This window comes from Methylotenera sp., from assembly GCF_036401095.1.
Taxonomy (GTDB): Bacteria; Pseudomonadota; Gammaproteobacteria; order Burkholderiales; family Methylophilaceae; genus Methylotenera.
Genome location: NZ_DASWWA010000021.1, coordinates 17,870 through 30,866 on the forward strand (window position 1 = coordinate 17,870; position 12,997 = coordinate 30,866).

At 46.5% G+C, this 12,997-nt stretch carries 11 protein-coding genes; 8 read left to right on the plus strand and 3 right to left on the minus strand.

Annotated features, from left to right (window positions below):
• Nucleotides 1-52 precede the first annotated feature (52 nt).
• Nucleotides 53-1,174: an efflux RND transporter periplasmic adaptor subunit gene (locus VGD82_RS10320; protein WP_331020306.1), complete on the plus strand. Its 1,122-nt coding sequence runs from the start codon at nt 53-55 to the stop codon at nt 1,172-1,174.
• Nucleotides 1,171-4,266 carry an efflux RND transporter permease subunit gene (locus VGD82_RS10325; RefSeq protein WP_331020307.1) on the plus strand — a complete coding sequence of 1,032 codons (3,096 nt, stop codon included), beginning with the start codon at nt 1,171-1,173 and terminating at the stop codon, nt 4,264-4,266. The genes VGD82_RS10320 and VGD82_RS10325 overlap by 4 nt, the downstream gene beginning before the upstream one ends.
• Before the next feature lie 203 nt (nt 4,267-4,469).
• Here VGD82_RS10325 and VGD82_RS10330 read toward each other — a convergent pair whose 3' ends face one another.
• Together VGD82_RS10330 and VGD82_RS10335 are read right to left on the minus strand one after the other, a co-directional pair.
• Nucleotides 4,470-5,108 (minus strand): FMN-binding negative transcriptional regulator, encoded by a 639-nt coding sequence (locus VGD82_RS10330; protein WP_331020308.1) that lies wholly within the window; start codon nt 5,106-5,108, stop codon nt 4,470-4,472.
• A 50-nt stretch (nt 5,109-5,158) separates the two neighbouring features.
• Nucleotides 5,159-5,392: a hypothetical protein gene (locus VGD82_RS10335; protein ID WP_331020309.1), complete on the minus strand. Its 234-nt coding sequence runs from the start codon at nt 5,390-5,392 to the stop codon at nt 5,159-5,161.
• A 107-nt stretch (nt 5,393-5,499) separates the two neighbouring features.
• On the opposite strand from VGD82_RS10335, the gene VGD82_RS10340 reads away from it, so the two are divergent.
• From VGD82_RS10340 to VGD82_RS10360, 5 genes are all read left to right on the plus strand, one after another.
• Nucleotides 5,500-6,915 carry a PLP-dependent aminotransferase family protein gene (locus tag VGD82_RS10340; protein WP_331020310.1) on the plus strand — a complete coding sequence of 472 codons (1,416 nt, stop codon included), beginning with the start codon at nt 5,500-5,502 and terminating at the stop codon, nt 6,913-6,915.
• 126 nt (nt 6,916-7,041) lie between these two features.
• A complete protein-coding gene (gene ispD, locus VGD82_RS10345) occupies nt 7,042-7,731 on the plus strand; it encodes a 2-C-methyl-D-erythritol 4-phosphate cytidylyltransferase (protein ID WP_331020311.1) in 690 nt (229 codons plus the stop codon).
• A complete protein-coding gene (gene ispF / locus VGD82_RS10350; RefSeq protein ID WP_331020312.1) occupies nt 7,731-8,204 on the plus strand; it encodes a 2-C-methyl-D-erythritol 2,4-cyclodiphosphate synthase in 474 nt (157 codons plus the stop codon). Before ispD ends, ispF begins: the two co-directional genes overlap by 1 nt.
• 21 nt (nt 8,205-8,225) lie before the next feature.
• Complete coding sequence (locus tag VGD82_RS10355) at nt 8,226-10,049, plus strand: ABC transporter ATP-binding protein (protein WP_331020313.1); 1,824 nt, start codon at nt 8,226-8,228, stop codon at nt 10,047-10,049.
• A 60-nt stretch (nt 10,050-10,109) separates the two neighbouring features.
• Nucleotides 10,110-10,589: a nuclear transport factor 2 family protein gene (locus tag VGD82_RS10360; protein ID WP_331020314.1), complete on the plus strand. Its 480-nt coding sequence runs from the start codon at nt 10,110-10,112 to the stop codon at nt 10,587-10,589.
• A 160-nt stretch (nt 10,590-10,749) separates the two neighbouring features.
• Here the strand turns inward: VGD82_RS10360 and VGD82_RS10365 are convergent, their stop codons facing one another.
• On the minus strand, nt 10,750-11,130 hold the full coding sequence (locus tag VGD82_RS10365; RefSeq protein ID WP_331020315.1) for a flagellar protein FlaG: 381 nt from the start codon (nt 11,128-11,130) through the stop codon (nt 10,750-10,752).
• Between the two features lie 382 nt (nt 11,131-11,512).
• Here VGD82_RS10365 and VGD82_RS10370 point away from each other — a divergent pair, with 382 nt between their 5' ends.
• A complete protein-coding gene (locus VGD82_RS10370; protein ID WP_331020316.1) occupies nt 11,513-12,943 on the plus strand; it encodes a PLP-dependent aminotransferase family protein in 1,431 nt (476 codons plus the stop codon).
• Nucleotides 12,944-12,997 lie beyond the last annotated feature (54 nt).

Sequence of the window (12,997 nt, forward strand, 5' to 3'; positions counted from 1 at the left end):
ATTGGTCACTAGATGTGAGAATGCAGGTTACTACTTTAAAAAGGTGACCTTCATGTTTAGTCGTAAACTTAGTTCAACGATTGTTATTGGCCTTTTCCCACTGGCATTTGTTGCATGCACTGAAAAAGCGTCAATTGACCCCCGTACACAAATTCCACTTGTTAAAACTGGAGGTGTTCAAGCAGCTTCTGATTCATCACGTTCATTCACTGGAACCGTCGCTGCTAGGGTTCAAAGTGACCTTGGGTTTCGTGTTTCAGGCAAAGTGCTTGAGCGTTTAGTCGATACAGGCCAAATCGTCAAACATGGTCAACCACTCATGCGCATCGACCCTATCGATCTGAAGTTGGCTGCAAATGGACAGCATGAAGCAGTAATGGCCGCAAAGGCCCGTGCCAATCAAACAGCAGAAGATGAAATTAGGCATCGTGGGCTAGTTGAGGCTGGTGCTATTTCCGCTTCAACTTATGATCAAATCAAAGCGGCAGCTGATTCAGCCAAAGCGCAACTCAAAGCAGCTGAAGCTCAAGCTGATGTGGCAAAGAATGCATCCAGCTATGCGGTATTACTCGCTGATGCGGATGGTGTAGTAGTAGATACGCTGGCCGAACCAGGTCAAGTCGTCAGCGCTGGTCAGACGGTCTTGCGAATAGCACACTCAGGAAAGCGCGAAGCTATCGTACATCTACCGGAAACCTTGCGCCCTTCGCTAGGTTCTATTGCACAGGCTAATCTTTTCGGAAAAGATAATGTGGCCGTGCCTGCAAAATTGAGGCAGCTTTCGGAGTCAGCTGATGGGGTGTCTCGCACGTTTGAAGCAAGATATGTATTAGGTCAAGCTTTAGCTAATGCTCCTCTTGGCGCGACTGTTACTATTCAAATCAAGCAAAGCGGCTCTTCGACTAAATCTAGTTTAGAAGTGCCGCTTGGAGCAATTTTCGACTCCGGCAAAGGTTCAGGAGTTTGGGTGCTTGAGGGAAGTCCAATATACGTAACTTGGCGCCCAGTAAAAATTATAAGTCTAAGTGATGATGCCGCACGTGTAGAAGGCAATCTCAAGGTGAATGATCAAATCATCACGCTTGGTGCTCACCTTCTTCACGAAGGCGAAAAAGTCAAAGTCGCTAATAATGACTCAAGTACCTCAGTTTTAAACAATGGGGAAGTAAAATGAGCGGCTTTAATCTTTCTGCGCTTGCAGTTCGTGAGCGCTCAATCACCCTGTTTCTAATCCTTCTGATCACCATTGCTGGCACCATCGCCTTTTTCAAGATGGGCAGGGCCGAAGATCCTCCATTTACCATAAAGATAATGACTGTGATTACAGCTTGGCCAGGGGCGACAGCTCAGGAAATGCAGGATCAAGTTGCGGAGAAAATAGAAAAGCGCATGCAGGAATTGCGCTGGTACGACCGTACGGAAACCTTCACCCGTCCTGGTCTGGCTTTTACCACAGTGACCTTGCTCGACAGCACGCCACCATCGGAAGTTAAAGAAGAGTTCTACCAAGCGCGAAAGAAAATAAGCGACGAATCAAAAAATCTACCGGCTGGGGTCATCGGCCCTATGGTGAATGACGAATATGCGGACGTTACCTTTGCTCTATTTGCATTAAAAGCAAAAGGAGAGCCTCAAAGACTATTGGTTAGAGATGCCGAAAAAATGCGTCAGCGTCTGCTGCATGTGGCTGGCGTTAAAAAAGTGAATATAATCGGCGAGCAACCAGAGCGCATTTACGTAGGTTTTTCCCATGACCGTCTCGCGACACTGGGTATTTCACCGCAGGAAATTTTTTCCGCACTAAATAACCAAAATGTATTAACGCCAGCAGGCTCGATTGACACCAAAGGTACAAAAGTATTTATACGAATTGAAGGCGCTTTTGACCAACTGCAGAAAATCCGTGACACACCGATATCGGCTAAAGGTCGAATACTGAAGCTATCGGATGTGGCGACAGTAGAACGTGGTTACGAAGACCCATCGACATTTTTCGTCCGCAATAATGGCGAACCAGCACTACTGCTCGGCATAGTAATGCGTGAGGGGTGGAATGGCCTAGATCTGGGAACAGCATTAGATACGGAAGTCGCATCTATAAGTGCTGATTTACCATTGGGTATGAGCTTAACTAAAGTAACTGACCAAGCTGTAAATATCGATACATCGGTCGATGAATTCATGGTTAAATTCTTCGTTGCTCTTCTCGTGGTTATGCTGGTGAGCTTCCTGAGCATGGGTTGGCGCGTCGGTCTTGTCGTTGCGGCGGCTGTGCCACTGACACTGGCCATCGTGTTTGTAGTCATGACAGCCACAGGCAAAAATTTCGATCGCATCACATTAGGGTCTCTGATTCTAGCGCTTGGTCTACTGGTTGACGATGCAATTATCGCAATCGAAATGATGGTTGTGAAAATGGAGGAAGGCTACAGTCGCATAGCTGCATCAGCTTATGCCTGGAGCCATACAGCAGCACCAATGTTATCCGGCACTCTAGTAACTGCCATCGGTTTTATGCCCAATGGTTTTGCACAGTCCACTGCTGGGGAATACACCAGTAATATGTTCTGGGTCGTTGGCACTGCGTTAATTGCATCCTGGATCGTTGCCGTAGTATTCACCCCCTATTTAGGTGTAAAGATGCTTCCGGAGCTCAAGAAGATCGAGGGTGGTCACGATGCAATCTATAGTAGCCCTAATTACAAACGTTTTCGCTCGTTGTTGGGAAAAGTCATTCAACATAAGTGGATTGTTGCTGCCATTGTTATAGGCGCTTTTGTAGTGTCTATTCTTGGCATGGCTATTGTGAAGAAGCAGTTTTTCCCAACCTCTGACCGCCCTGAGGTGTTGGTCGAGGTTCAAATGCCTTACGGAACCTCTATTGCGCAGACTAGTGCCGCCACGGCCAAGCTTGAAGCTTGGCTGGCGAGACAAAAGGAAGCGAAAATTGTGACGTCCTATATTGGCCAAGGTGCTCCACGCTTCTATCTCGCCATGTCGCCCGAACTGCCTGATCCGTCCTTTGCTAAACTTGTAGTGCGAACAGACAATCAAGAGGAGCGTGAGGTTCTGAAACTAAGATTACGTCAGGCCATTGCAGATGGATTGGCTCCGGAAGCCCGCGTACGTGTTACACAACTGGTATTCGGACCGTATTCCCCCTATCCAGTGGCTTTTCGAGTTGCTGGGCAGGACCCAGAAAAACTACGCACAATTGCAGCCGAAGTACGTCAAGTGATAGACGCAAGTCCGATGATGCGAACCGTCAATGCTGATTGGGATGCACGGGTTCCAGCACTGCATTTCACTATTCAGCAGGACAGGCTTCAGGCTGTAGGACTCACTTCCAACAGTGTCGCACAGCAACTTCAGTTTCTGCTGAGCGGCGTGCCAGTCACGGAAGTTCGTGAGGATATTCGCTCGGTACAGGTTGTTGGTCGGGCAGCAGAAAACATGCGCCTAGATCCTGAGAAAATATCCGGGTTTACACTAATCGGTTCAACAGGGCAACGTGTCCCATTGTCACAGATTGGTTTCGTTGATATCCGTATGGAAGAGCCAACTCTCCGTCGACGCGATCGTAGCCCGACGATTACCGTACGTGGTGACATTGCTGAAGACTTGCAGCCGCCAGAGGTGTCGGCCTCAATCCTGAAACAATTGCAACCCATTATCGCCAAACTTCCAGCTGGTTACAGAATCGAAGAAGCCGGGGCTACTGAGGAGTCGGGTAAGGCAACCAAAGCACTATTGCCTTTGTTCCCGATTATGATTGCGCTTACATTGTTAATCATTATCCTTCAGGTGCGTTCGATAGCATCCATGGTCATGGTGTTTGCTACCAGTCCGTTAGGGCTAATCGGTGTCGTCCCAACGTTGCTAATATTCCAGCAGCCCTTTGGTATCAATGCATTGGTTGGTCTGATATCTCTGTCTGGCATCTTAATGCGCAATACGCTGATCCTCATTGGGCAGATAGAGCATAACCTAAAAGAAGGATTAAACCCTTTTGACGCAGTCGTCGAAGCTACTGTTCAGCGTGCCAGACCAGTGATCCTTACCGCCTTGGCTGCGATTCTGGCGTTTATTCCGCTCACGCATTCAGTATTTTGGGGAACGCTGGCATATACCCTGATTGGCGGCACTTTTGCTGGCACAATATTGACGCTAGTGTTTCTTCCCGCGATGTATGCCATCTGGTTCAAAATTAGGTACCCAGATAATGCAACGGAGAGATCCTCAACAGCTCTAGGTACCACTACTTAACCTACAGATTGCTAATATCCATATTACGCTTAGAGCACTCTTATTCCCATGAGTGCTCTAACAAAGAGCTTTTTGATTAACTATCTGAATGTCTGCTCTAAGGGCCGAAACGAGACATTAGTTTTTTAATTCTTGTTCTTAGTAAGAGACTTTTTTATTTTAAGTGTTTATTTGCTTATTTAGGTTGATACTTCGTGAGTTTTCTATACAGATGGTATGCTTTTGAGTGTAGCCTCGGCGATTGCAGTGTGCCCGTGGCGCTCTAGTTCTGCTGCTAGGTTGGTTCTGTCTTGCACATGCTTGTTTTGGCTGAGCTTTGATTTACCTATCATTTTGGTGATGGTAATTTCAATGCCTACTATAGACTTGAGCATGGCATCTATATAGTCTGGCGGGGCATCTGACATGCACCAGGGAGATTCTTGCTGTACTTTATGTTCGTGCGTATGGGTGAGGCGCTCAAGCATTGAGCGCAATTGGTGCGCATCTTCTATAAACCTGATTTTTCCATACACATGCACTGCCTGGTAGTTCCAGGTGGGCACTTGCTGGTGAGTTTCGTGTTTGCTTGGGTACCAGTTAGGCGACACATATGCATCTAAGCCTTTAAATATCACCAGTACCTCATCGTTGCTAGCGGTTTCACTCCAAATTGGATTAGCTTTTGCTGCATGCGCGCGCAGTGTGCCGAACTCTCCCGTGTCTTTATCCAGCTCAAATGGAAAGTGGTTAGCATCCAGGCCATTAGCGCCTTGCGTTACTAGCGTACCAAGTGGGTGGGATGTCATGATGTCAAAAAGTGCTTGCGGGCGATTTTCTGCAAAATGTGGCGGAATATACATAGCTAAGGTTTACTGGGTATTGAACGTGTTGCTTTGTAAGCAATGGCTTGCTAATTTTCAGGAATAGCGACCGAGCGCACCAATACAAAGCGCGTTTGCTTAGAGGTGCTAGGTTCGCATCCGGCTAGGCTTCCAGGAAAATTGGTCAGGCATGCTTTCTCATCTTTAGCTGTTAGTAGAGAGTGTGCGGCGGTATTGGTTGAGTTGCTTGCTTGTTCCACCTTAGACTGGCAGCCTGTTATCGCTAATAAAATTAAGCTGGCTGCTAGCAGAATGCGATTCATGATGAGGTTGTTCCGTGTGTTGACTGATAACACTATAACTTTCTATACCATGACACTACATGTACAATTTGTTATTCACTAGATAGAACTGTACAGGTCAAAACACCATGCCAGATGCATCGCCTTTACTTACATTAAACCCTGAAGACTCCGTGCCACTAGTAGAGCAAATAGTTTTAGGTGTGAAGCGCTTAACTGAAGAACGTGTGCTGCGGGCTGGCACGCGCCTGCCTTCTATACGTAACTTTGCCAGCCAACATAATGTCAGTCGGTTTACTGTGGTTGATGCTTATGATCGCTTAGTTGCATTAGGGTATTTGGGGTCACGTCGCGGCTCTGGCTTTTATGTTGCGGCACGGCAGCAGATTGAAATCTCTACGGCTAGTACTTGCCGCCTGGAGCAAGCCGATGATGTGTTATGGCTGCTACATAATACCTTTCAGGATATATCAGGTGCAGTGCGGCCCGGTTGTGGATGGCTGCCTAGTGATTGGTTAAGTGCAAATGTAATACAGAAAAGTTTGCATGAGCTATCACGCAAGCCGGGTGAGTTTTTAACGGGTTATGGTGATGTAAGTGGCTATCTGCCATTACGCCAGCATCTGTTACAAAAGCATTTGTCTGATATAGGCATTAGTGCCGAAGTGAATCAAGTCATCATGACCAATGGCGCTACGCATGGCCTAGACTTGGCTGCGCGCCTGTTGATTAGACCAGGCGATGCTGTTTTGATTGATGACCCTGGCTATTACACACTGTTTGGCTATTTGAAAACACTGGGTGCTAAATTAATTGGCGTTCCGCGCAATATAGATGGGCCAGATGCAGCGCGCATGGAGCAGTTGATTCAGGAGTTTAAGCCTAAATTATTTTTTACCAATACGGTGCTGCATAACCCAACCGGTACCAGCACCAGCTTGGCGGTGGCGCATCAAATTTTACAGTTGGCAGAAAAGCACCAACTGTACATTGTGGAGGACGATATCTATGGCGATTTGCACCCAAGTAACGCGCCTAGATTGGCAACTTTGGATCAGCTTAAACGCGTAATCTACATCAGCAGTTTCTCCAAGACTATCTCGGCCAGCCTGCGCGTAGGTTTTATCGCCTGTGCTCCAGAGCTGGCGGCAAGGTTGCTGGATCTAAAGTTGCTTTCAGGTCTGACTACCTCTGAAATTAACCAAAGGATTATGTACCAAATATTAATAGAGGGGCGTTATCGCAAACATGTAGAGCGTGTGCGCTCGCGTTTGCAGGAGGTGCGCAGTCAGGTAATTGGGCAGCTAGAGCAAAGTGGCCTCACATTACATGCAGACCCTGTCGGCGGCATGTTCGTGTGGGCGGAGTTGCCGGAGGGAAAAAATGCCGCAGAAGTTGCCACGTTGGCAACAAGAGAAAACATCATGCTCGCGCCAGGAAACTTGTTCCGCCCTTATCAGGAGCCGTCATCATGGCTGCGTTTTAATGTGGCACATTGCAATGATGATAGGATTTTTGATTTCCTAAATCGGCAGCTAGCTTGAAAACGACAAGCCAGTTCAATGTTACTGGCGCAGCCTATGCTGCTGGCTGTACATGGTAATTTTTAAAACCATCAGGGTGGCTATGTTAGAATCCAAGCATGATTTTTAATTTATTGATGGCTTAGTATGGCGCGTTTTCACATTGTTATCCCCGCAGCAGGCATTGGTAATCGGATGGAAACTGCTATTCCCAAACAGTATTTGCCGTTGTCTGGCAAGCCGATGATTTCTTACAGTGTCCAGACGTTTTTTGCCTCGCCACGCATTGCCAGTATTAATTTGGCATTAAGCCCTGAGGATTATTTCTGGCGTAATCTCGAGTTGGATGCCAATAGCAGGTTGCAGCTGCATTACACCGGTGGTGAAACGCGCGCACAGACAGTGTTAAACACTTTGCTAACTTTGCAGCCGCAGATGGATGAGGACGACTGGATATTGGTGCATGATGCTGCGCGTCCAGGTTTAACATTGGCTCTACTCAATACCTTATTAGATAGCTTGGAGCATGATGCAGTTGGTGGGCTACTGGCGCTGCCGTTGGCTGATACCTTAAAGCAGTCTAATACGGATTCTCGGGTTAAAAGTACGATTCCACGTGATGGCCTATGGCAAGCGCAAACCCCGCAAATGTTCCGTTATAGCCTGCTGAAACGCGCTTTAGAGAGCTTTGACGGCGCGCCTACGGATGAGGCGCAAGCCATAGAAGCGCTCGGTTTGGAACCAAAGTTGGTAGTGGGCTCACTAAGAAACATGAAAATTACCTACCCACAAGATATGACATTGATGGAAGTGTTGATACAAAAGGAAATCGCATAATGAGAATTGGTCATGGCTTTGATGTGCATGCTTTAGTGGTTGGTCGCAAGTGCATTATTGGCGGTGTGGATATTCCGTACGAAAAAGGGCTGGATGGCCATTCGGATGCAGATGTATTGCTGCATGCAATTTGTGATGCATTGCTGGGTGCGGTGGCGCAAGGTGATATCGGTAAACATTTCCCTCCAAGCGATATGCGCTACAAAGGTATAGATTCGCGTCAGTTGCTACGGCATGTGGTGAATTTGGTGCGGGAGCATGGCTATGTTGTGGGCAATATTGATGCCACGGTGATGTGCGAGGCGCCTAAATTAGGGCCACATACGGCTGCCATGTGTGTACATATCGCTGCAGATTGTGGTGTTGAGGTAACGCAAATCAACGTCAAAGCAACCACCACTGAAAAGCTTGGCTTTACCGGCCGCGGTGAAGGTATTGCAGCAGAAGCTGTATGCTTGTTGCAACCTATCTAATCACATCTACCAAAGGCCACTATGCTGCGCTGGTTTGAAAACCTGTTAAATCCTTTTCCTGCAAAAGAAATCGTACCACCACCTAATGCGTTATGGCCATTTTTATGGTCTTGCACCAAAGGCTCACGCCTATTTATTTTAGTGATGACATTCTTTACTGCCATGATTGGCGGCTTTGAAGCCATGTTGTTTGCAGTGATGGGCAAGGTGGTGGATTGGTTAAGCAAAACCTCGCCTGCACTGCTATGGCAAACAGAAAAAAATCATTTATTGATTCTGGCTGGGTTACTCATTTTCAGCGGTATTTTGATTGCCGTGCAAACCTTGATTAAGCATCAAACCTTGGCTGGTAATTTTCCTATGCGCTTACGCTGGAACTTTCACCGTTTAATGCTTGGGCAAAGCATGAGCTTTTATCAGGATGAATTTGCCGGCCGCGTTTCTGCCAAGGTGATGCAAACTGCGCTAGCCGTGCGTGATGTGTGGTTTATTGTGGCGGATATCCTAGTGTTTGTAGTAATTTACTTTGTCACTATGGTGGCTGTGGTTGGGCATTTTAATGCCATAGTGGTACTACCTTTTTTGGTCTGGGTCGTATGTTATGTGATTTCGCTTAGCTACTTTGTACCAAGGCTGGCTAAAGTTTCACAAAATCAAGCGGATGCCCGCTCCTTAATGACGGGGCGCATTACAGATGCCTATACCAATATCAGCACGGTGAAATTGTTTTCACATGCTGGTCGTGAGGCTTATTATGCAAAGTCTGCCATGAGTGAGTTTTTAGGTACTGTGCATAAGCAAATGCGTTATGTGTCAGGTGTAGAATTTACCAATCATATTCTTAATATGCTATTAGTGATTGCAACCTCTGGTGTTGCCCTGTGGTTATGGACGCATAATGAGGTGAGCGTTGGTGGTGTGGCTGCTGCTACCGCTATGGCACTGCGTCTTAATGGTATTTCGCATTGGGTAATGTGGGAGCTTACCTCGCTTTATGAGCATATAGGCACCGCGCAAGATGGGGTAAATACGCTTTCTTTAACACAGCAGATTATCGACAAACCTGACGCACCGGCATTAAAAGTCAGTACTGGTGAAATCATATTTGATCAGGTAGATTTTGCCTACGGCATGCAGACCTCAGTATTAAGAGCCTTGAGTTTGAATATTCGACCAGGTGAAAAAGTTGGCTTGGTAGGGCGCTCTGGCGCTGGGAAATCCACTATTGTGAATTTGCTGCTACGCTTTTATGATGTAGAGAGTGGCCGTGTGTTAATCGACGGCCAGGATGTACGCGATGTGACGCAAAACAGTTTACGCAGCCAGATTGCAATGGTGACACAAGATACATCGTTGCTGCACCGCAGCGTGCGTGACAATATTCTGTACGGGCGGCCAAGCGCCACAGAGCAAGAGATGATTGATGCGGCAAAGCGTGCAGAAGCCCATGAGTTTATTTTAGGCTTGCGTGATGCCAAAGGCCGTACCGGTTATGATGCACATGTGGGCGAACGTGGCGTGAAGTTGTCTGGCGGCCAGCGTCAGCGTATCGCGATTGCACGTGTTATTTTAAAAGACGCTCCCATCTTGCTGCTAGATGAAGCCACCAGCGCGCTGGATTCGGAAGTGGAGCAAGCAATACAAGCTAGCCTGTATGATTTGATGCAGGGTAAAACTGTGGTGGCAATTGCGCATAGGCTCTCCACTATTGCCGCGATGGATCGCTTAATCGTGCTGGATGATGGCAGAATTGTAGAAGAGGGTGACCACCAAGCCTTGATTAAACAAGGCGGTATCTATGCAACGTTATGGGCGCACCAAAGCGGCGGCTTTTTGGGGGAATAGCGTTACTAGTTTTTTCTCGGGTTTGTCAGTTAAATATGTTCATACTTTAGGAGTGAAGAAATGTCTGCAGCCAATGAAGTAAAGCCACCGTTACCACCCTTTACGCGTGAAACTGCTATGCAGAAAGTACGCATGGCTGAAGATGGCTGGAATAGCCGAGACCCGCAGCGTGTATCACTTGTATATACGCCAGATAGCCAGTGGCGTAATCGTGCAGAGTTTTTAACCGGGCGTGAGCAAATTGTTGCGTTCTTAACCCGTAAATGGGTGCGTGAATTAGAGTACCGCTTAATTAAAGAGCTGTGGGCGTATGACCACAACCGTATTGCGGTGCGCTTTGCCTATGAGTGGCATGATGATTCTGGGCAGTGGTACCGTTCTTATGGCAATGAGAACTGGCAGTTTGATGCTAATGGTTTAATGGAGTTACGTTATGCCAGTATTAACGATTTACCAATCAAAGAGACTGAGCGTAAGTTTTTATGGCCGATAGGGCGTAGACCTGATGATTATGCCAGCTTGAGCGAGTTAGGTTTATAGGGTTTGGGCGTTATCAGCTTGGGTGCTGAATGCGCCGGTTTAGGCTTGGTATTGGGGTGAAATAGTTCGTATGAAGCATTTGCGGTAACATGAAAACCGCAAATGCTTATTTTGTAGGTGATGCAGCTAAAGTATTTTTAGCAGACAAGAAGCAGCCTGATTAAGCGCGTTCTCTTACCACTAGGCCTTGTAGTCTACCCAGTGTTTTTGAAAAGGCTAACACCTCTTCATTAGGAATTTGCCTGATAGTTTTTTGCGTTGCCGTATCGATGACTTTTACAATCATGCGACCAGCCTCTTCATCCATCGAGAATTGTACCGTTTGCAGCGCTGGCGCTACCAGTTCATTCAGTTTGTTGACGGCTGCCGTCAACATGTCTTTATTCGCTTCAGTGGATGTTCTATTATCAGACGTATCTACTGACTTTAATGCTGCACGATTCGCGCTATTGGCTTGGGCAGTAGCTTTCGCGTCTGTAGTTTGTTGCGTGCTGATTGGCATTTTTATGCCGCCGTAACCATCTATTGAAGAATTAAACATGTTAGCCCTTAAAATCGTGTCTTAAATTGTTATTAGGTTGATAAATTAAGTTTAAATTTTGCCGTATCTTATGATTCTTTAACGGCAGCAAATTTAGATTATTTAGGGTAAAAGCAAAAAATATTTAAAATAATTTCAATATTTATTTAATTGTTAATATATTCATATAGTTATAAGTTAAATTATTTTATGATTTGCACCAGTATTTATGTATTTTCTGCCATTTATCTATAAAAATTTTAATGATTCAGTATGGTTTTGACATTGTTTTAGCTAGAAGCCAGCATTGGTTTTTATATAAGCTAGTGCCATGGCTTGGGTAGTAATTTCTGGCGTATAAGGTAGCATGCCATTTGTACACACTTAATATCACAGGAAAGCTATGAAGCTTTACGAGCAGCTTGCTAACTCTATTGCCCAGTCTATTCAAGAGGGGGTTTTGTGCCGTGGAGACAAGCTGCCTTCTGTACGTCAAGCTAGTGTTAGCCGTGATGTAAGTGCTGCAACTGTACTAGAGGCATATTACCTGTTGGAGGCGAGAGGCCTAATTACCGCGCGTGAACGCTCCGGATATTTTGTCACTGGCGGTGCGCTGAGTATGCCATCTTCACCTGCGCCTGTTATTGAGAGCCAATTAGAATCTACACAGGTAGATGTGAGTGAACTGGTGTTTGAGGTGCTGGAGTCAATTCGGCTCAAAAGCGTCGTGCCTTTAGGCTCTGCGTTTCCTAGTCCGCTGTTGTTTCCGCGGGCGAATCTAGCCAAGACTATGGCGTCTAGCGTTCAGATTATGGACCCTTGGGCCAGTGTAGATAATCTAAGCGCAGGGGACATTAACCTTAGGCGGCAGATTGCCTTACGTTACATGGTTGATGGCTTGCATGTGACGGCAGATGAAATTGTAGTGACAAATGGTGCGTTAGAGGCATTGAATTTATGCCTGATGGCAGTTGCCCGCCCTGGGGATACTGTACTTATCGAGTCACCAACCTTTTATGCGGCATTGCAATCCATAGAGCGCATTGGCTTACGAGCGGTTGAGATTCCTAGCCACCCTAAAGACGGGGTAGACTTAGCGGCAATGGAGCGTGCCATTGTGCAGCATCAGCCTAAAGCTTGCTGGTTAATGACTAACTTTCAGAATCCTTTGGGTAGCTTGCTTTCGAACGAGAAGAAGCAAGCGTTGGTAGCACTGATTACCAAGTATCAATTGCCGTTGATTGAAGATGATGTTTACGGCGAGTTATATTTTGGTGATAAGCGGCCAGTACCAGCCAAGGCTTTTGATACCGAAGGCCTGGTGATGCATTGTTCGTCATTTTCTAAATGCCTTGCTCCTGGCTACCGCGTGGGCTGGGTTGCACCGGGGCGATTTGCCAAAGCGGTAGCACGGCTTAAATTAACCACCACTATTTCTGCATCAGTTCCAGCGCAGGTGGGAATTGCTAAGTATTTGCAAAAAGGCGGTTATGACAAGCATCTGCGCAATTTGCGCCATGCTTTATTAGTAAATCAAATTAAGTTCGTAGAAGCCATTGAGCGCTATTTTCCTGCCGGCACCTGCTTAACCTTACCGCAAGGCGGCTACTTTTTATGGGTTAAGTTACCAGATGGCGTCAATGCACTTGAGTTGCATAAGCTTGCTCTCAATAATGGCATTAGCATTGCGCCTGGACCGATATTTTCTGCGCAGCGCCACTTTACCAGCTATGTCCGTTTGAACTACGGGCATATTTGGGATGCACGCATTGAAGCTGCGCTGTCCACATTGGCTACGCTAGTATTAGGATTAATGCCGCAGCCTTTACCGTAAGAATTTTCTATCTGTTATGCTTTTTTCGTAAGCATCTGTCTCTGTTATTCATTA